The organism is Salinirubellus litoreus, from assembly GCF_037335815.1.
Taxonomy (GTDB): domain Archaea; phylum Halobacteriota; class Halobacteria; order Halobacteriales; family Haloarculaceae; genus Salinirubellus; species Salinirubellus litoreus.
On the sequence record NZ_CP147841.1, the window covers coordinates 2,890,874 to 2,910,836 of the forward strand.

A 19,963-nucleotide genomic window follows, 5' to 3' on the forward strand; every position below is an offset into this window, starting at 1 on the left:
AGGACCGCCCGAGACAAAGGGCTTCCCACAGCGCGGCGGAAGTGGTCGCGCTCGCTCCCCCTCGTTCGAGGAGGAACTCCGATCACCGTGGTCGGGGATATCGAATCTGGGGGGAGCCGTCCGGCGGAACACCTTAGAACGTCGACCCCTCCCATCCCCCATGCAGGTGACGTTCCTCGGGACCGGGAGCGCGATGCCGACCGGCGAGCGGGTTCAAACGGGGCTCCTCGTCGAGTCGGAAGGGGAGCCGTTACTCGTCGACTGCGGGAGCGGCGTCCTCCACCGGCTCGCCGGAACCGAGACCGGATACGAGGCCGTCGATCACGTCCTCCTGACCCACCACCACCTCGATCACGTCTCGGACCTCCTCCCGCTCCTGAAGGCGAAGTGGCTCGCCGGCAGCGAATCTCTCTCAGTCGCCGGCCCGCCCGGGACGCGCGAGCTCGTCTCCGACCTCCTGGCCGTCCACGACTACCTCCGGGACCGCGTCGATCTCACCGTCCGGGACGTCGCGATAGAGGACACCCCGTTCGAGTTCGCCGGCTACGAGATCGACGTGGCCGAAACCGTCCACTCGATGCCGTGTCACGCCTACCGGATCGAGCGCGGCGGGCCCGCGCTGACCTTCTCGGGTGACACCGAGGCGACCGAGAGCGTGGGCGACCTCGCCGACGGCTCGGCCGTGCTAGTCCACGACTGCTCGTTCCCCGACAGCGTGGACGTCTCGAACCACCCGACGCCCTCACAGCTCGGCGCGGTCCTCGCCGGACGTGAGTTCGGGACGGTCTACCTCAGCCACCTCTACCCCCACACCGACGGCGAGCACGCGGGAATGCTCGACTCGATAGCCGAGCAGTACGACGGCGACGTCCGCTTCGCCCGGGAGGGGACGACGGTCCCCGTCGAATGACGCCCCCGCCGGAGGACTCGACTGGGCCGATCGGCCCCATCGACTCACCCGATCCGACCGACCAGATCGGGGTCGATCCCGACCTCTACCGCGAACACTGTCGGCTCCCCGCCGCCGTGCTCGCGTGGGCCGGAGCGGCGGTCGGTCAGCAGGTCCGTCTCCGACGTGGGAGGGAGTGCGTGCTCTCGACGGTGGTCGACACCGACGACCGGGCGATCGTCGCGCCCGAACTCGGGGAACTCCTGGACGGCGTCGGTCCCGTCAGGGTCAGGGGGGAGGCCCCGACGCCTCGCACCTCCCTCGCCGCAGGGCGGTTCACGGAACGGGCCCGCGAGAGGGGCCCGGTGATCGCCGTCGCCCCCCACGGCGGGGACGTCGAGCCCCAGACCGACGCGCAGGCCAGGCGACTGGGCGAGCACGGGGCGACCGTCTGGGCGTGCAACGGGTGGTGGCCGAGCGGGCGGGCGTTCGACCGCTGGCATGTCACTTCGGCGGACCTCCACCCGGGGTCGTTCTCGGCGCTCGACGGCCTCCTCGGGACGGGATCCGGAAAGCGTGGGGCGTTCGAAGCGGCCGTCTCGTTCCACGGCTGGCGGCACGACGGCGTCGGGATCGGCGGCGGCGCTCCGCGGAACGTCCGTCAGCGCGTCACCGAGGCCATCGAGGGGATCCTCTCCCCCGAAATCCCCGTCGAGCGTATCGACGAGGGGGACTACGTCGGCGACTCGCCGGAGAACGTCGTGAACTGGCTGACCGACGACGACACGAGCGGCGTCCAGATCGAGCAGTCCACGGAGGTCCGGTGGCGGCACGGGATGGACGTCGCCGACGCGGTGGCGGACGTGTTGCTGTAGCGTTCTGGGTGTGGGGTTCGTCCGAACGAATACGATCGAACCTCTCGGAGCTCACTCCAGGGGCCTACGACGCGAGGGTTCAAGTACGATACCGGGACCAGATCGTCCGTGCTCTGAATCCGGTCCCCGGACGCGAGCGGGAGCGCGGCGTCACGTCCGGGCGGAGCGGAGTCGGTCGACGCCGCCTGTCAGTTGAGCCGGTACCGTAGCAGCGCGGCCACGCCGCCGAGGTTGCGTAGCTGCTGGCCGGGATCGAACTCCCCGGAGAGGACGGTCACCTCGCCGCCCTGCTGTTCGACCGACTCGACGAGCTCGTTCGCGTCGACCTCCCAGTCCCCCTCGCCGGCCCGTTCCTGACGGAGTCGCTCGTCGAGCACCAGGAGCGTCTCGACGGCCCCGTAGTCGGTCGCCTCGGCCACCTCGTCGATCCCGTAGGCGGCCTTCGCGCCCTCGGCGATCCGGGCCATCAGCTCGTCGATGGCCTCGGCCTCGCGGGCGATCCGGGTCTCGGCCTGCACCTCGTCGACCGCACCGCGCTTCAGGACCTCGTGGACGCCACGGTCCCCGACGCTCGCCGTGTCGACGGTCGTCATCTTCCCGGCGAGGTCGGGATGGTTCTCCCCGATGTAGTCGAGCGCGTCCTGCTTCGTGAACCCCGGCCCGGCGAGGATGATCGCCTCGACGTCCATCCGGGAGAGCACGGTCGCGAGTTCGGCGAACAGCTCCTTCCGGGGGCGGGCGAACTCGCCCTTGCCGGTGGGCCCGGAGATCGACGCCCGCTCCTCGACGCCGTACTGGGCGACGGTGTGGACGTACGCCGCGCCCTCCTCGACGGTCGCGATGGCGACGTCGGGGTTCTCGCTCGCCTCGACGGCCTCCTGGAGCCGCTCGAGCTGGTCGGTCTGCCAGGCTTTCGTGACCGTCACCTCCTCGCGCTCCTCGATGTTGAGCGTGTGGTGCTGGCCGAGCTGGTCCTCTCGCGAGCAGTCGGAGATGACTCCACCGACGCGAAGGCGGTTGGCGAAACGTGCGAACTCCACGTCGTCGACCTCGATCTCGACCCAGAGGTGCTCGCGTTCGCCGCCGGTGTCCCGCAGCTGGTCGTCGTTGCGCTGGATCCGGCGGGTCGTGTCGCCCGAGACCAGATCGGCCGGCTCGAGCACGTACTGGAGGTGCCAGAGGTCGTCGAGGCTCTCCGGGACGAGCGAGATCCGCTCCCGACCGCCCTCGACCCGCTCCCGGTCGGCGATGCGCATACCTCCGGGTGTCCCTCGGCGGGTAAGTGCCCTGCTATTCCGGGAGCGATGCGCCACTTGCTCCATCGAGGTTCTCCCGAGGCGGCTCGGCGTCGTTAGAGAGATCGAGACCCCACCGGGGAGACGCAGAAGCGAGCGTCCGCGGCCCCGGCAGGAGCTCGACTACGTGGAGGCGGTCTCAGATCGCAGCGGCCCCGGTGTCGGTTCCCGGGGTGGTGCTCATCCGCATCGCCTCGGCGAACCCGTCGCCCCACAGCCAGCCCGCGATGATGAGGGCGTAGAACGACAGGAAGGTGGCGAGGATGGCTCCGACCCCCGTGACGCTCAGGGCACCGGCGATCGCGCCGACCACGATGTTCAGCGCGATAACGTAGACCCACGCCATCAGGTAGGCTCGGGAGGTGATGACCTCCCTGATGACGCCGAAGTCGAAGCCGGAGCCGAAGCTCCCCTCCCTGGCGTAGTTGGCGACGCCCGCGAACCCGACGAACCCGAAGACGATCGACAGGATCCACCAGACGAACAGCCCGCCGAACAGGCCGAGCATCCCGATCCCGCCGCCCGTGTTCGACCCCGTTGCGAACGCGAGGATCGAACCGCCGACGAAGACGAACAGCACGATCAACGGGACGATCTGGTACACCAGCCCGATGATACCGGCGACGAACCCTTCCTTCAGCATCTCCCCCCACTCGTCGAACACCGGCGGTTCGTCGGCCCCGTCCATGCCGGCCCTGATAGCCCGGACGAGATAGCCCGACACCAGAAACAGGGGAACCACGAGGAACGAGAAGAGGAGCGCCGCTCCGCCGATCAAGACGGTCTTGATCCACTCGTCCGATTCCATTGGGTATTTCGCCATCGTCTCGATGTCCACGTCCATATGAATCAACATAAGATACTACCGAGGAAGAATATAAAGCTTGCTGATATGCAGAGGGTAGGCGACGTGGAGTCCCCTGGTGTCGGTGTCGACCCCTGGGCCGAGTATCGGTCTGATTCCTGGGCTACACGAAGGGCTAACGAACCGCTGGGGGGATCTGAGGCCGTCGAAAGGGACGGAGAGACGAACAGGGGAAGACGAGACGACGGGTCGGGTGTTCCGGTGACGGAACTCGTCGATGGGAGCGTCTAGCGGCTGCGACTGATGCCTCGCCGGAAGTAGTCCGATTATGTCACATCGGTCGAGTGTATCGCCCGGGGCGACGGGAGCCTCCCCGTCACTCCTCGACCATCCGCGATCCGCCGTTCGGGCAGAACTCCTGGATGCGGTCGGCCGAGGCGACCCGCCGGACGAACGACTGGTCGGCGAAGCGGTTCCGGAACTCGCGGTAGATCATCTTCGCGATGTCGTTCTGGGCGTACTGGCCGGGTTCGAGCCGCACGCTCGTCGCGACCCGGTCCTCGATGGCCGACGGCGGGCCACCGACCACGCGCGTCTGGGGTTCGACCTGGATACCCACGGCCACCCCGACGGGCGTGTCGTCGTAGTAGGTCCGATCGCCGCGGACCACGAACGAGCCCTTCTGGATGTACTCGCCCGATTCGGGAGTCTTCGAGACCTGGTCGGGCGTGACCATGTAGACGTCCCCGGCGAACTGGCCGGCCTTCCACACCGAGGAGTACGAGACGGCGAACTGCGCGGCCTCCTCGTGGGAGGACTCGGGGATGTCGACGTCGCGCGCGGCCTCGCTCGGACCCGTGGCCTTGAGTATCGTGACCGGCGCGCCGTGGGCCTGGGCGTGGAAGAACAGGTCGCCGCGCTCGGTGTACTTCTTCACGAGTTCCTCGTTCTGGTCGGCGTTCCGCCCGCCGACGACGAGAAAGCCGTCGGAGGTGTGGAACCACCGGAACCGCTCGTACCACTGCTCGTCACGCCGGACGGGTATCGAGGAGCGGGACAGCCAGTCGACCTCGCGGAACTCCTCGTCGTCGGTCTCGTCATCCGCCTCGCTCGCGTCCTCGGCCTCCCAGGCATCGCGTCGCTCCTTCACTTCAGCGAGTTCCTCGCGCGTGTCCCCGATGGCCGCCAGCGCACCCTCCCGTTTCTCGTTGACGCGCTTTGCCTCCTGGTAGAGCCGGTCGGCGTTCTTCTCCACGCCGTCGCGCGGGTCGACCGTCACCCGGGTGTCGTCGAGGTCGAGCGTGACCGTCCCCTCCCGTCCGTCCACGTCGACCACGGCCTCGGCCGCATCGATCCCCCGTTCCGCGCCCTCCTCGAACTTCGCCGCGATGTCGTCCCAGGCGACGTCCGCCTCGCGGGCCTCCCGGACCGTGGTGAGCACCTCGTCGACCAGATCGTAGTTCGCGTACAGCAGTTCGGCCCGCTCCCGTTCGGCCCTCGCCTGCTCCTCGAAGTCCTCGATGGCCCCCTCCTGCTGGGCGATGATCCGTTCCTTCTTCTCGATCTCCGCCTGGAAGTCCGGTCGGTCGCGGCCGCCGCCCCCGCCGCCCGGTTCGTCGGCCTCGAGTTCGTTGAAGTAGGTGTCGAGCGCGGCGTTGAACGTCTCGAACGCCTCGGCGTCGAGCGCCCCGCGTTCCTCGATCGGAACCGGCGAGACGTCGACCACCCCGCCCTCCTCGTCGCGGTAGATTCGCGGGTCGAGGTCGCCCTCCTTCAGCCGTCGCCGGAGCTCCTCGACGACCCGGAACAGCGCGCGGTACTCGTCCTCGCCGGCGTCGGAGATGGCCTTCGTCTTCTCGACCCCGGCGCGGGTACAGATCTCCTCGCCCCAGAGCCCGCCGAAATTCAGTTGGGTAGCGAGCGTCCGGACGAGGTCGGTGTCCGAGTCGTCCATCGCCGCGGCGAACGCCTCGTAGTCGGCGACGAGGGGATCGAACCGCGAGTCAGGGTAGCCGTACTGGCTGCCCGGCGCGACGGTCCGTGACTTCAACCGGACCGTGTCGAGCGAGGAGATCACTTCCCAATCCTCGTTGAGCACCGCGACGTTGCCGTCGCCGAACAGTTCGACGACGATCAGCGTGTTCGCGTCCTCCCGCTCGAAGCGGAAGGTGAGGATGCGGTCGAACTCGAACTGCTCGACGCCGTCGAAATCGGCTCCCGAGAGCCGATTCCGGAGCATCATCGCGAAGTTCGGCGGTCGTCCGGGGGCGTCGGGGACCCGTTCGGGGTCGGAGACGTTCACCCGCTTGGGATCCCGCACCTCCAGCAGTAGCTCCACGCGGCCGCGGTCGAAGTCGCGCATCTTCAGCCGGACGAGGTCGTCGTCGTAGAGGTACGCCTTGTCGACCTTGGCACCCTCGTACCGGTTCAGTTCCGTCACGAGCGCCGCGAGGTCGACGCTCGTGAGGGCGCGTTTCCCGTCCATATTCGAGGTGACGCCGGATAGCGGAAAGGCGTGTCGGGTCGCGCCGAACACCGGTCGGCAACCGCGTTCGACCGGCCTCAGGCGTACGCCTCGAACTCCCGGCCGAACGCGACGAAGTAGGCGACTCCCAGGACGCCGATGGCCGAGGCGACGCCGAACGCCACCACCGGGTCCATCGCGTAGAGCACGCCACCCACGACCGCCGAGGGGATGACGACCGTGTTCCGGACGAGGTAGTACGTCCCGGTTACCCGTCCCCCCGCGTCGCGCTCGGCGGGGCCCACGATGAGCGCCTTGTGCGCCGGGAGGCCGGCGAACCGCAGACCGGAGAACGCGAAGAGCAGTGCGAGAACCCACTGGTTCGCGGGAGCCACGATCAGCAGTGCTGGGAAGACGGCGTAGACGGCGAACCCGAGCGCGACGACGGGTTTGAGCCCCACGCGCTCGGCGGCCCTGGCGACCGGCACCATCGAGACCAGCGCCACCACCATCTCCACACCAAGGAGGACCCCGAAGTAGGCGTCCGGTCGGAGCGTGAGGCCGAACCCCTGGAACCCGACCGAGAGGAACTCGACGACGACGATGACGAAGAAGACGTACACCATCCCGTTGGCGAACCGGACGAGCGTGTCGGCGACGAGGAGCGGCCGGAGCGTCTCGGGCATCCCGAGCAGGTCACGGCGCACCTGCCCGAGCCCCTCGAACGACCTCCCGATCGAGTCCTCGCTCGCGTCGTAGAGCAGGTGCTGGACGACGGTGGCGACCGCGCCGAACACGACCGCCATCAGGATGATCCGCCGGAACCCGCCGGTGAACCCCGGCGTCGAGGCGAGCAGCGCCGCCGCGAGCAGCGGCCCCACGAGGAACCCGACCCGACGGAAGGTCTCCGTGCTCGCGAACCCCGAGGCGAGGTGTTCGGGCGCGACGCTCTGTTTCACTACCGCGAACGTCGCCCCGAGGCCGAACGACTTCCACGCCTGCGTGAGGAAGAGCCCGAGGAACACCAGCGACCACCCGGGGACCACGATGCTCCCCACCGCGAGGTCGTCGACCGTCGGCGCGAGATACCACACGCCGAACCCGACCGTCGTGACGACGCCGAACAGTGTCAGCGACACCCGCGAACCCACACGATCGGAGAGGGCACCCCCAGGGTAGGGATAGATGGCCGAGATGAGGTTCCCGACCGAGCCGTAGAGCCCGATGACGCCCGCGCCGGCACCGAGCACGCGCAGGTACTCCGGGACGTACCGCGAGGTGGTCTGGAAGGCGAGGCTGAACGCGAACATCGCCACCGAGAGGACGAGAACGTCCCGACGCAGGGCGAGGAACTGCCGGAAGGCGTCGAGCGGGTCGGCCCCTCCCTCCTCCGTGCTCATCGTCCGGTGGAGCGGACCCTTCCGGCGTAAAACCAGGTGGTGACGGTGATCGAGCCCACCCCGCGCCTACGTCCCTCGGGGGAACGGTCCGGAGGGCTCCCGATCCGAGGTCGTTCGTACTGACGGTTGTAACGATCTACCGGTGATCGTCGGCCCTGCCCGACGATCACCAGTAAAAGACTACAACAGTCCGTATCAGAGCCTGTCGGCCATCCGCTCGCCGACCTCCAGACCCGAGCGGAGGGCGGCGTGGACCCGTGCCTCTCCGGCCACCCAGTCCCCACCACAGTAGAGGCCGTACTCCTCGGCCGCTCGGACCGTCTCCTCGTCCGCCTGCCCGTCGGGGAGCGCGTAGCGCCAGCCCTGGTGGTCGGTCCAGTCGGGTTCGGCGAGCCGCGGGTCGTCGAGCAGGTCGGCCGCGAGTTCGGCGAGTTCGGCGACGTTCCCCTCCGGGGGATCCTCGTAGTGCTCGGTCGACCAGTCGGGGCCCGCCTGTACGACGAGCAGGCTCTCGCCCTCGGGAACGTGGCCCGGTTTGCACTCCTCGCGTGAGACCCATCCGACCTCGTGTTCGCGGTCGGTGTTGACGAGCGCGTAGTACGGCCGGTCGAGTTCGAAGGGGTAGTGGAGCACCGCCGTCCAGATCGTCCGGTAGGGCACTGCCGCCGTCTCCTCGGCGAGGGCTTCCCGGATCTCGGCGTCCCAGTCGGCCCCGCGGAGGAGTTCGGCCGTCTGGGGTGCCGGCGGGTTCAGCAGGAGCAGGTCGAACGGACCCCACTCCGTCCCGCCGGTATCGGTCAGGTACCACGCGTCGCCGTCCCGCGTCACCGTCTCGACGCGGGTCCGGCGCTCGACGGTCGCCCCCGTGGTGGCGAACAGCCGCTTCGCGATCTGGGTGAGCCCTGCGCGGTAGGTCCACTTGTGCTCGTCGTCGCGGCCCTCCGAGATCGTCCCCTCGCGATCGAAGGTGTAGACCGGTCCCTCGGCCTCGATCAACCCCTCGACGTCGAGCTCCCCGGTCAGGAGTTCGTTCACCCGCGGGTCCTCGGACTTGACGTAGTTCGCGCCGTAGTCGTAGGTGCAGTCCCCGCGCCGGCGGGTCGCCGCCCGACCGCAGACCCCGCCCGACTTCTCGAGGACCGTGATCGAGACGTCCGGAGCCTCGTCGAGGACGTACGCCGCGGCCGCGGCGGCCGCACCCGCGCCGACGATACCGATGGTCGTCATGGGTGCAGTAGACCCGCCCGGCCCTAAAGCCCGATCCAACCGGCAGTCCCGGAGGGGCGGTCGGACGCCCTCACCGGTGAGGCGTCCGTTCGGGTCGGTGCTCGCCGGTGGCCGGTCGCGATCGCCCTCAGAGTCGGTCGGTGAGCCGTCGAAGCGCCTCGTACCCCCCCTCGACGAACGGCTCGCCGTGGCCCATACAGGCCATCTCGAAGGGGGGCGTGCGTGCGGCGAACGAGCGGATCGACTCGCGCAGCGCGTGCATATCGTAGGAGTCGAGCCAGAACGGGGGGGTGAACTCGCCGTCCTCCTCCCAGACCAGGTCGCCGAGGAACGCCACGTCGAGCCCCTCGTGGACGTAGACGGTGTGGCCGGGGTTGTGTCCGGGGGTGTGGAACGCCTCGAACCCGCCGATGCGGTCGCCGTCGGCGACCGGTTCGACGTCGGGGATGCCGAAGAAGGGTCGAACGATCCGGTGGAACACCCCCTTCGGGTGGAACGCCGACGGCGACCACCCGCCGTCCATCAGGGCGACGTCCTCCCGGCCGACGTGGACCGTCCCGTCGAACCCTTCCCTGCGGAGCCTGGAGATCCCGCCGGTGTGGTCGAGATCGTAGTGTGTGAGCAGGACCCGGTCGAGGTCGGCCGGCTCGTACCCCGCCCCGCGGACCTCCGCGAGCAGTCGCCCGGGGTTCACCGGCAGCCCCGCGTCGACGAGCGTCGTCTCGCCGTCGTCCGCGAGGTACGCGTTCGACGCGATCGGCGGGAACAGCCCCAGATCGAGCGCCCAGACGCCGTCGGCGAGCCGGCTCGGCATACCCACGGCTACGGGCTCCCGACTTAGAAGCCGTGCGGTTTCACACCACGCCCTGGGTCCGCGTCGGCCCCGTGCGAACTCCCGAGTCGTGCTGGTTGGCGGTCGACAACGCGATATTGATATTCGCCACGCTTCTGGGACGGGGCGTGAGATCGCCCTCCAGAAACACGATGGCTACGGTTCTCGTCGCACTCGTCGTCCTCTCCGCGGGGTGTGCCTTCCCGTGGACCGAACCCGAGAGCCGCGCCGCCACCTACGACTACACGTTCGGCCTTGATGCCTACGGAACCCTCTCGAACGCGACGATCCGCGTCCCACTCCCCGCAGAGGGCGGTGCGAGCGTGCTGAACGCCTCGGTGCTCGCCCCGAACGGGACCGTCGACGGGGCGTTCGAGGCGAGCGTGGTCGACACCGAGTTCGGCCCGATGCTCGAGCTTCGTGCTACCGAATTCGTCGTCGAGCCACGCTACTTCGCGACCGTCGAGGCCGAGGGGACGGGCCGTCGCGTGGAGATCAACGAGTCGGAGTACGACCCCGACGACCCGAACCACTCGAAGGTCGACTTCCGCTCGGTCGACGTGCTCGTGACCGTCGACGCGCCCTACCCCGTCGACACCGAGACGCCCGTCGGCGACGAGCCGCTCCTCCCGAGTTCGTCGGAGCGGGTCGCCACCGCCTGCGAGGTCCCCACCACCGAGAGCGCGTCCTGCTTCGCCTACGACGCGCCCGTCCACCTGGCCTACGACGCGGCCGACGACGCCCGGGTACAGCTGATCGTCCACTTCGAGGGGAGAAACGAGTGGTTCGCCGGCGGGTGGACCGGGAACCACTACCGCGAGACGGTCGACTACTCGGCGACCGGGCCGCAGTCGGGATGGGTCGACGCCGAGGGGCACCTCGTCGTCGGGGAGGGGAACTACCCCTCGCCCTGAAGCCGCTCCCGGGCGACGGGACTGAAAGCTTATTCGGCTGGTGACCGTACCTGCGGGTATGATCCGTCGCGCCCTGACGTGGGTTCGGGCTCGCTTCGACACCGGGGAGGGACGCGACCCGGACGAAGGGCAGGGCGGGTTCGTCCCCTCACCCCTCGATCGCTCGGTGCGGGACGCACACGGGGGGAACGATGGCGGGCGTCGGGAACTGGCCCACATCCAGGAGCAGGCGGAGACGCTCGAAGAGAAGCGGCGGGACGGTTGAGTCCGACCGGGCGGGCGGATCAGTACTACTCCAGGGACTTCGAGACGTACGGGCCGTCCTGGTAGTAGCCGAGTTTGTCGCGGTAGTACTCGCGAACGCCGATGCCGGAGATGACCGAGAGCTTCGAGTAGCCGGCCTCGCGGGCGCGGCGCTCGGCCTCCGCGAGTAGCCGCCGGCCGTACCCCTCGTGCTGGTAGTCCCCGTCGGTAGCCTCGGTGCCGACGCCGACCTCGTTGCCGTAGACGTGGAGCTCGCGGACGAGCGCGGCGTCGTCGAGTTCGCGCCGCACAGGACTGTTGGGGAACCGGAGCCGGCAGAAGCCCACGAGCAGGTCGCGGTCGAAGTCCTCGACGGAGATGAACTGCTCCGTACCGCCCGCGGCCTCGTAGGTGTGGGTATCCATCTCGACGCTCCCCGGGTCCTCGTCGTTCATCCCCACCTCCCGGCACCGGATACAGTCACAGGTCCAGCCGTGCTCGGCCATCCGCTCGCGGGCGAGCTGACGGAGGTTCGACTTCCAGACGCCGGCGTCGATGAAATCGGCGGGGATGTCCCGCTGGACGCGCTGGAGCCGCGTGTACGGCGGGATCATCGACTTTATCTCCGCGACGAGTTCGGCCGCCTCCTCGTTGGTCAGCGGGTCGTACTCCCCGCGACGCCACATGTCGTAGGTCAGCGTGTCACGAACCACGAGCGTCGGGTAGATCTTCAGGTAGTCCGGCCGCCAGTCCGAACTCTCGAATATCTCGCGGAAGTCCTCCAGACACATCTCGCGGGACATCCCGGGCTGTCCGGGCATCATGTGAAAGCCCACTTTGAACCCCGCGTCGCGGAGCCGGCGGTTGGCGTCGAGGCTGGCCTGGACGCCGTGACCGCGGTGCATCTCCCGGTTGATGCGCTCGTAGGTCGTCTGGACGCCGACCTCGACCTTCGTCCCCCCGAGCCGCAGCATGCGGTCGATCTGTTCGGGGTCACACCAGTCGGGCTTGGTCTCGAACGTGGTCCCGATACACCGGACGTCCGCCCGCTCGTTCTCGGCGATCACGTCCTCGAGGTAGCGGAATTCGACGCTCCCCGGATCGTCGGGCGCGAACGACTCCGTCTCCGAGGGTTCGGGCACCCCGGAGGCGTCGTAGTCGTTCATCGCCTCGTAGGCCCGCTTGACGAACCACTCCTGGTAGTCGTGGCTCCTCGCCGTCATGGTCCCACCCATCAGGATGAGTTCGACCTTGTCGACGGGGTGGCCGATGCGTCGGAGCTGTTCGAGACGGAGAGTGACCTGCCCGTAGGGGTCGTAGTCGTTCTGTTCCCCCCTGGCCGCGGCGGGTTCGTGGCCCGTATAGGACTGCGAGGAGGAGAACTCGCTGGCCGGTCCGCCCGGGCAGTAGAGACACTTGCCGTGCGGGCAGGTGTGTGGCGAGGTCATGATGGCGACGGGCGAGACGCCCGACGCCGTGCGCACGGGCTTGCGCTTGAGCACCCGCTGGACCGCCTCGCGCTCGCCCTCGGGGGCGTGGTCGACGATGTCCGAGTGTCGGGGGACCTCGCCCGCCCCGAACTCCGAGCAGGCGTCGAGCTTGGCCGACTCGACGTCCTCGCGTTCGAGATCGCCCGAGGCGACCCGCTCGGCGAGGTGACGACAGACCCGCTCGAACGGCGAGGGGTCGGCCTCCTCCGACCCCTCCGTCTCGGGTGTCTCGGTACTCATTCGGTTGTCGGACCCTCGGTCCGGCCGCTCAAGTATCGTACGGTCCGGCGAGGAGGAGTCGATTCGGAACCGAGAGCGAGAGCGAGAGCGAGTCTACGCCTCGGAGGTCGCCGACAGGCGCTCGGCGACGACGTCCATCGTCGCCTCCAGCACCGCCTCGCGCTCGCCCGAGAGGAACTCGACGGTCCCCTCGCGGGTGCCCTTCGTGTCGACGCCGCCCTCGGGGACCCGCTCGCGGACCGCCTCGGCGACCTCCCGGACGCCGACGTCGGTCGTCGAGCGGAGGTGGAGTTCGTCCATCGCGAGGCCGATAGTGACAGTGGGGCCGTCGCCCTCGGCGGCGATCTCGCGCCGGTGGAGTTCGTCGAGCAGGAGCCGGGTCGGCGGGAAGTCGAACCGGTGGGTGTACGCGTCCGTGTCGAGGACGGCGAACTCGACGCCGCCCACCTCCCTCCGATCGAGGTTCGCCGTCGCCGTCTCGAGTTCGGCCTCCAGCTTCGTGCGGAACTGCTCGGCGACCTGCTCGGCGAGGCCGGTCACCCGGTCGAACAGCAGGTCGATGATGAGCTCGCGCTTGTCCTCGTAGGACTGGTAGTACGCCTCGAGCGCGACCGCCTCGCGGAGGTCCCGGACGGCGTCGGCGTCGAGCCCCGCGTCCTCGGCGGCCTCGGCGTACGCCTCGGGTACGTCGTCCCAGTAGGAGATGGCCGGGAGCGGGCGGAGGTCCTCGCGGACGGCGTCGTTGACGCCCGCCGCGACGGTGGCGGCGAGCGTCGTCGCCGTCCGGGCCTCGCCATCCTCGGGGCCGAGCGACGTCTCGACCGTCTCGGTGACCTCCTTCTCGACGGGGAGCCCGTCGATCACGAGCCGCTCGGAGCCGTAGATCCCCAGGAGTTCGAGCCCGTCGAGCGAGTCGCGGGTCCCGCCCGCGCCGGCGAAGACGAACAGCGGGAGTTTCTCGTCGTGGCGCTCCTGGTCGTCGAGCATCCGGGTGACGTCCTTCGTCGCGTCGTCGAGGTCGTACACCGTCCCCTCGAGGGGCCGCCGGTCGAAGTAGTGATAGACCGCGTCGGTACCGGCGTGCTCCTCGCGGACCAGCGGGAGGACCGCTCGTTCGATGGCCGCCCCCGCCACGTAGCCGTCCGTGTCCGCGCTGTGACGGACCACGATGGGTCGGGATTCCTTGATGGCCCGCCGGATCGCGGTCGCGGCGGCCTGGACGCCCTCGGCGAGCGCCTCGATCGCCGGGTCGTCGGCCACCGGCTCGACCTCGCCGGGGTCCGACGCCGAGCGCAGCGCCTCGTCCATCCGATCGGTGACGGCCGCGAGTTCGTCGCCCTCGAGCACCGCCAGGGTCTCGGTCTCGACCTGGATCTCGTCGCGGCGGACGCGGATCTCGCCGTCGAGCCGGACGACGTCACCCACCTCGACCTCGGGGTAGGCCCGGACGCCCGCCTCCTCGAAGGCGGCACAGTCGGCGACAGCGGTCTCGTCGCGGAGCTCGAACACCGTCGGGCCGGACGTCTGCCGGACGCTCACGATCTCGCCCTCCAGACGGACCGTCTCGCCGACCCGCTCGCGGAGCCCCTCGACGTTCACGCGCTCGGGCGGCTCCTCGTCGGTGGGCGTCGATGTCGACTCGGATTCGGTCGCGCTCTCGGTCTCGGATCCGGATCCGGGTTCGGTCTCGGTCTCGGTATCCGACCCGGAGTCGGGTACGGGCTCGCGCTCGGAGTCGGTTTCGGCCGCCGGTCCGGTGTCTGCCTCCGCCCGCTCCATCCCGGTGTCGGCCTCCGTCCCCGTTTCCGGTTCGGGCTCGGGTTCGGAGTCGGCTTCGGTCTCGGGTTCGGCGGACGCCTCGGGCCCGGATCCGGGTTCCGGTCCTGATCCCGACTCGGACTCCGTCTCCGTCTCGGCGAGCCGGTCGCCGTCCGGGGCGTCGATGAGCGTCCCGCGGAACTCCCTGTCGGACTGGCGGATCGACCAGCCGAGGTCGATATCGCCGTTGTCCCGCACGTTCGTCACCTGGACGTAGACGGTGTCGCCGACGTCCCAGTCGAGCGATTCGAGCCGCCGGTCGAGCTTCGAGCGGTGGAGCAGCCCCGTGACGTGCTCGTTCAGGTCGATGAACACGCCGAACTCGGCGTAGCCGTCGACCGAGCCCCGGTAGAACCGGCCCTCCGTCAGCTGGTTCGGCTGGTTCCCCTCGAACTCGAAGACGACGTCCTCCTGGTGCGTGTCACAGATGGGCCCGTCCGACGACGTGCCGCAGATGATACAGTCTGCCATTAGCCCGGGGAACACGGGCGTCCCGTAAACGGTTGTCGGAATCCTCGCGTCGGGTTACACGCGGTCCGCTTCTACTCGAAGACCCGGCTCTCCTCCTCGAGCCCCTCCAGGTCGGCCCTGATCGCCGACGCCTGCTCGGGGAACAGCGCCACCTCCACCTCGTTCCCCTCGCCGTCGGCGAACGCGAGCTTGATCCGCTCGTCGCCGAACTCCCGCGCCTCCGCCTCCTCGACGTCGTAGAGCTTGACCGTCGCGTCGGTGTTTGCCGGTCCGACGTTCTTGACCACGCCGTCCTTCAGTTCGAGCATCAGCGAGTCGAAGTCGACCGTGAGCATGCTCGGCGGTTCGGCTGCCACGGCAAAAAGTCGACTATCGGTGGCGAGTGATGTTCGGGTGGGGCGGCGTTCGGTCGTGAGACGACGTGGATCGGACTGGACGGGGAGACTGGCTCGAGGAGTCCGGAGAACTCCGCCGAGGTAATCGGGGAGTGATACGTTTCGGTGAGTACGACGAAGAGAGGGTGCGTATCTGACACCGAGCCTTGCTCAAATCGACGCCGTCTCGGTTTGAGGTCTCCGTCCCCCTCCATCCGATCTGTCTCTCCCGGTTCCGATTACAGAGCTGCCGGCATCCGTATCAGTACCGACTACGCACTGGGGCGGAGGACGACATCCTTATTGCTGGTCGAATAGTAGACTGTGGAATGGTTCCCTCCAATACGTTCTCTGAGCGTCAGCCGTCTCACAAAGCGACCCTTTATTGTACCAACTGTAATCACTCGAGCCGCATCAATGGCGACTGGATCATCGAAGTGCATACTAACCGTCTCGACTACGAGTGTCCCGAGTGTGGGACGACGATCGATTCTCGCCGTGATGGGACGGCTTTGACCGCCCAAAGTGGTGGGGTGCTTCGGCCCGATACCACTGATTGAAATAGAAGCGGGTGTTCCGGTACTGCCCGCTGATACACTTGCCTGTTTGATCGGATATCTCCGAACAAACACTCTGTCCTGCGACGCGCGTCGTCTCTATGCAGCACGCCGCTTCCGACAGCAGTCGGCGGGCCTGTGGGCACTCCGCTGAGTCGAGGGCGCGAGTGCAGCATCGGCCGGGAGCCGACTTCGGACTACTGGAACCGGTGAACACAGCCGCGTATCCTGCTCGCAGGCCAGTGGCAAGTAGTACTTGTGGGAGCCTACATCACGCCCATCTCACCGAGGCGATCGGGGAGGTAGGTGTCGGTGACGAAGTCCAGCCCCCGGGAGGCGAGCGACTGCTGTTCGGACTTCTTGCCGATCTCGAGCTGGAGCTCGATCTCCTCGCGCCAGAACTCCGTCTGGAACCGGGGGTCCTCCAGCTCGCTCTGGAGGGCGTTCACGTCCGAGTCGGTGAGGGGATCCGCGGGCAGGTCGTACTCCCGGATGTCCCGGGGGCGGATGCCGACGAACCGCGCCTGGGGCGTGGCGAGGTACTCCGAGAGGTGTGCGGACTTGATCGAGCCGTAGGCGACGGAGCCGAAGATGCGGTAGCTCCACGGGTCGCCGTCGGTGAACACCACCACGGGGAGGTCGAGTTCGTCGTGGAGCCGACGGGTCAGTCGCCTCGTGGCCCGGGCGGGCTGGCCCTTCAGGTGGACGATGATGGCGTCGTGGTCGGTGTCGAAGCCGTTCTCGACGAGCCGGTCGCGCATCCCGCCGGTCTCCACACAGAGGACGAACGCGGCGTCGTGGTCGAGGAACTCGATCGTGTCGGGATTGTTCGGGATCTGGTAGCCCCCCTCGCCGACGTCCTCCTGGCAGTGGATGTCCCGCTCGCCCCGGCGGGTCTGCTCGCGGAGGAAGAGCGGCCCCATCACGGTCGCGCCGGACTCCTCCGGGCGCATGTGGAAGTCCTCGCGGGTGACCTCCGAGACGATCTCCAGGTCCTCGACGAGCTGGTTGGACTCGTCCTGGTCCGCGAACTGGGCGTGCTCGTTGTCCCAGGATTCGCTGAGGTAGTAGAGCTCACGCAGGGTCGACGAGCGGTCCTGTTCGAGCTGTGCGGCGAGGAACTCGATGGTGTAGACCGCCTTGAGGAGCTTCTTGGCCCCCCGAACCGAGTTCGCGCTCCGCGTCGACTTCCGGTCGCCGTACACCCACACCTCCTTGTCGGGGTCGTACTCGATGTTGCTCTTCGTCCGGGTGGGGATCTCCATGTAGGGGATCTCCCCGCCGGCGAACTGGTCGTAAAATCGCGCCGCGAGGTCGATGAGATGTTCTCGTGCCTCCTGGCTGCGGGCGTCTTCGGGGACGTCTTCGGTGCTCATGTAGTGTGTTGGGGTTTGGGTTGTTGTCCTGATCAGGATCACGCGTCGATGGTGACTCTCTCGCCCTCGATGCCCTCGACGGAGACGTCGAAGGCGGTGTCGTCGGGGACGCGGTACTCGAGGACGGCCTCCTCGCCGGAGGCGACCTCGGGGCTCCACTTCACGAACCACTCGCCGTCCATCTCGACGACGCGAGCCCCCTCGACGTCGCCGGGATCGGCCGAGAGGATATCCGTCACCTCCAGGGCGGCGTTCGTGTCGTCGTGGTTCGAGACGACGAGCTTGACGCTCCCGTTCTCACGGCGGCGCTCGACGAGGACGTTGTTCATGATGCGGGCCAGCGAGTCCTCGACGTTCAGCGGCTCCCGTCCCGTCACTTCCGAGACCTTCCGGGCCATCTCGGGCAGGAGTTCGGCGATGACGTTCTGCTTGCGCCGGCGCTGTTCCAGCGAGCGCTTCTTGTTCAGGTACGATTTGAGCTCGCGGGCCGCCTCCCGGAGCGCGAGCTCCACCTCGTCCTCGATCGCGGGGACGTTCGCGACGGCGTCCTTCGACTCGCTCGTGAAGGGAACGTTCGTCGAGGCGACGTGGATCATCAGCACCGCGGGGCCGTTCGGGATGCCCGAACCGCCGGGCTGGTCGAGGTTGTAGTTCCGCCAGTTGATCCGCTTGACGACGTCGACGGTCGCGCACGCCCCGCGCTGGTAGACGAGCGGTACTCGGTTCGCAAAGCGGAGTATCTCGACGCTCCCCTCCGCGGGCAGGTCCCCGCCGTAGGCGATGCCGGCCTCGACGATGAACGGGTCGCCGCCGTGGACCTCCGCGTCGCGGGTCGAGGCGGCGTAGAAGTCCGCGTCGTACTCCTTGCGGAGCCCGGCCTCGACGAGGTCCGCGGTGATGGGCGCGAGACAGTCCGTCGGCGGCGCGAGGATGTCCGTCTCGCGCATCGCCTCGAGGAACTCCGCCGCCGTGTCGCGGTCGGCCGCCACCTCCCCCACCTTCGGTGGGGTGTCCTCGACCGTCCGGGCGCGCTCCCAGATCGCTGCGACGACGTTCTCGCGGGAGGTCTCGCCGAACGACTCGTCCTCGCGTTCCTTCGTCCTGTCCGCGGCCCACGCCACCCAATCGACGAGCGCCGCGCGGGTCACGCGCCCACGGTCGCCGTCGGCGTCGTCGAACTTCGAGGCGATCCGCCGGGCGAACGCCTCGACCGCCGCGTCGTCCTTTCGCTTGGTCGTCACCTCGTCGACCAGCGCGTAGATGTCGGACTGGCGCTCCTCGGTGACGACCGACCACACCGCGTCGACGGCGTTCTCCCTCACGGTGGATCCGAACCGCCGGTCGGTCGCGGTCTCGGTCTCCTCCGCGGCGGCCGCGACGATCCGTTCGAGGTCCGTGTAGGCGACGTGATCGCGGTCGAGGAGACCGTCGACGTCACCCGTTCCGTCCAGCACGCTGTCGGCGAACGCGGTCGTCGCGTCCGCGCCCTTGTTCGAGACGGCGTCGTCGATGGCCTCGACGACCGCCTCGCGCCGTCGGGCGTCCGGTGCCCGCCAGGCCATCTCCCGGCCGAAGTGCCGGTCGCGGAACCGGTCGATGACCTTCCGTGCGGTCTTGCCACCCACGCGAGTGAACTCCTCCTGGAGGAACCCCGACAGCGAGTAGGAGTCGGTCGAGTCCAGCATCTTGAGGAGGGTTCCGAGTTCGACGCCGTGGGGATGGGGACGGATCTCCTCGGTCTCGGCGGGGAGCTGGTCGGTCGCCCGCTCGAACTTCAGCGACTCCTTCGGCTCGTGGAACTCGATCCGCGCGTGGGGGTTGACGACCGCCGTGTACTTCACGTAGTCGTGGAGTTGCTGGCGGGCCCGCATGTTCCCCTCCATCTCGAGTTCGATGCGCGTCCCGTGGGGTCGCTCCCAGACCGTCTCGCGCTCGACGTCGATCTCCGGTTCGTTCGTGTCCGTGTCGACGATGAGCTCGAAGTACTGCGCGTCGCGACCCTCGGTCTTGGAGGTGATCCTCGCCGGTTTGCCGGAGGTGAGCTGGGAGTAGAGCACCGCCGCGGAGATGCCGATACCCTGCTGGCCGCGGTTCTGCTCGCGCTTGTGGAAGCGGCTCCCGTACAGGAGCTTGCCGAACACCTTGGGGATCTGTTCCTTGGTGATGCCCGGCCCGTTGTCCTCGACGACGAGGCGGTAGTAGTCGCCGGCCTCCTCGATCTCGACGTAGATGTCGGGGAGGATGCCGGCCTCCTCGGCGGCGTCGAGCGCGTTGTCGACCGCCTCCTTGACGGCGGTGACGAGCGCCCTCGCCCCGCTGTCGAAGCCGAGCATGTGCTTGTTCTTCTCGAAGAACTCCGCGATGGAGATCGACCGCTGGGAGCGGGCGAGCTCGTCGGCGATCGCCTCGCCATCACCGAGCTCCGACTGGTAGGATGGCATTCGTATGGCTCCGGGTTCCATCGGGGCGGATAAAACCTCGTCGTTAGTTCGGTGGAAGTGAAAGCGGTTTCGCGCGACGGGACGGCGTTCGAGCGTCCGACGGACGTCCGACCCGGTCCGCGGATTCCCGAGGAGTGGAGGGTGCGGGCGGCCCGTGAGGGCTGTTCGGACCCGTTCTCACCATCCAGGGGGCGGAAGGTATCGTGTGACGGCGCGGCTCCGGAACCGTCCGTGTGATCCGATACCAGAGGG

16 protein-coding genes are annotated in these 19,963 nt (G+C 68.4%); 5 read left to right on the forward strand and 11 right to left on the reverse strand.

The window, feature by feature from the left end; translation table 11 throughout:
- Positions 1–160 precede the first annotated feature (160 nt).
- Complete coding sequence (locus WDJ58_RS14425; protein WP_338913965.1) at positions 161–910, forward strand: MBL fold metallo-hydrolase; 750 nt, start codon at positions 161–163, stop codon at positions 908–910.
- A complete protein-coding gene (locus WDJ58_RS14430; RefSeq protein WP_338913966.1) occupies positions 907–1,764 on the forward strand; it encodes a poly-gamma-glutamate hydrolase family protein in 858 nt (285 codons plus the stop codon). The genes WDJ58_RS14425 and WDJ58_RS14430 overlap by 4 nt, the downstream gene beginning before the upstream one ends.
- Positions 1,765–1,952: 188 nt before the next feature.
- Here WDJ58_RS14430 and WDJ58_RS14435 read toward each other — a convergent pair whose 3' ends face one another.
- Positions 1,953–3,020 (reverse strand): mRNA surveillance protein pelota, encoded by a 1,068-nt coding sequence (locus tag WDJ58_RS14435; protein ID WP_338913967.1) that lies wholly within the window; start codon positions 3,018–3,020, stop codon positions 1,953–1,955.
- 178 nt (positions 3,021–3,198) lie between these two features.
- A complete protein-coding gene (locus tag WDJ58_RS14440; protein WP_338913968.1) occupies positions 3,199–3,882 on the reverse strand; it encodes a DUF4013 domain-containing protein in 684 nt (227 codons plus the stop codon).
- A gap of 21 nt (positions 3,883–3,903) precedes the next feature.
- Between WDJ58_RS14440 and WDJ58_RS14445 the strand changes: the two genes are divergently transcribed.
- Positions 3,904–4,155 carry a hypothetical protein gene (locus tag WDJ58_RS14445; protein ID WP_338913969.1) on the forward strand — a complete coding sequence of 84 codons (252 nt, stop codon included), beginning with the start codon at positions 3,904–3,906 and terminating at the stop codon, positions 4,153–4,155.
- An 85-nt stretch (positions 4,156–4,240) separates the two neighbouring features.
- Here the strand turns inward: WDJ58_RS14445 and rqcH are convergent, their stop codons facing one another.
- From rqcH to WDJ58_RS14465, 4 genes are all read right to left on the reverse strand, one after another.
- Positions 4,241–6,349: a ribosome rescue protein RqcH gene (gene rqcH / locus WDJ58_RS14450; protein ID WP_338913970.1), complete on the reverse strand. Its 2,109-nt coding sequence runs from the start codon at positions 6,347–6,349 to the stop codon at positions 4,241–4,243.
- A gap of 77 nt (positions 6,350–6,426) precedes the next feature.
- On the reverse strand, positions 6,427–7,728 hold the full coding sequence (locus tag WDJ58_RS14455) for an MFS transporter (RefSeq protein ID WP_338913971.1): 1,302 nt from the start codon (positions 7,726–7,728) through the stop codon (positions 6,427–6,429).
- Positions 7,729–7,923: 195 nt separating this feature from the next.
- Positions 7,924–8,955: an NAD(P)/FAD-dependent oxidoreductase gene (locus WDJ58_RS14460; RefSeq protein ID WP_338913972.1), complete on the reverse strand. Its 1,032-nt coding sequence runs from the start codon at positions 8,953–8,955 to the stop codon at positions 7,924–7,926.
- 127 nt (positions 8,956–9,082) lie between these two features.
- Positions 9,083–9,769, reverse strand: coding sequence for an MBL fold metallo-hydrolase (locus WDJ58_RS14465; protein WP_338913973.1), 687 nt, complete (start codon positions 9,767–9,769; stop codon positions 9,083–9,085).
- Positions 9,770–9,939: 170 nt separating this feature from the next.
- Here WDJ58_RS14465 and WDJ58_RS14470 point away from each other — a divergent pair, with 170 nt between their 5' ends.
- Positions 9,940–10,701, forward strand: a complete 762-nt coding sequence (locus WDJ58_RS14470; protein ID WP_338913974.1) for a hypothetical protein — start codon at positions 9,940–9,942, stop codon at positions 10,699–10,701.
- Positions 10,702–10,759: 58 nt separating this feature from the next.
- A complete protein-coding gene (locus WDJ58_RS14475; protein WP_338913975.1) occupies positions 10,760–10,966 on the forward strand; it encodes a hypothetical protein in 207 nt (68 codons plus the stop codon).
- A gap of 25 nt (positions 10,967–10,991) precedes the next feature.
- Here the strand turns inward: WDJ58_RS14475 and WDJ58_RS14480 are convergent, their stop codons facing one another.
- The 5 genes from WDJ58_RS14480 to WDJ58_RS14500 all read right to left on the reverse strand — a co-directional run bounded on the left by WDJ58_RS14480 (position 10,992) and on the right by WDJ58_RS14500 (position 19,711).
- A complete protein-coding gene (locus WDJ58_RS14480; RefSeq protein WP_338913976.1) occupies positions 10,992–12,674 on the reverse strand; it encodes a tRNA uridine(34) 5-carboxymethylaminomethyl modification radical SAM/GNAT enzyme Elp3 in 1,683 nt (560 codons plus the stop codon).
- Between the two features lie 93 nt (positions 12,675–12,767).
- Positions 12,768–14,963 (reverse strand): OB-fold nucleic acid binding domain-containing protein, encoded by a 2,196-nt coding sequence (locus WDJ58_RS14485; protein ID WP_338913977.1) that lies wholly within the window; start codon positions 14,961–14,963, stop codon positions 12,768–12,770.
- A gap of 71 nt (positions 14,964–15,034) precedes the next feature.
- Positions 15,035–15,298, reverse strand: a complete 264-nt coding sequence (locus WDJ58_RS14490) for a hypothetical protein (protein ID WP_338917863.1) — start codon at positions 15,296–15,298, stop codon at positions 15,035–15,037.
- An 862-nt stretch (positions 15,299–16,160) separates the two neighbouring features.
- A complete protein-coding gene (locus WDJ58_RS14495) occupies positions 16,161–17,270 on the reverse strand; it encodes a DNA topoisomerase IV subunit A (protein WP_338913978.1) in 1,110 nt (369 codons plus the stop codon).
- Positions 17,271–17,308: 38 nt separating this feature from the next.
- The gene (locus WDJ58_RS14500; RefSeq protein WP_338913979.1) at positions 17,309–19,711 is read right to left on the reverse strand and encodes a DNA topoisomerase VI subunit B; all 2,403 of its coding nucleotides are present in this window, start codon (positions 19,709–19,711) and stop codon (positions 17,309–17,311) included.
- Positions 19,712–19,963: the final 252 nt, after the last annotated feature.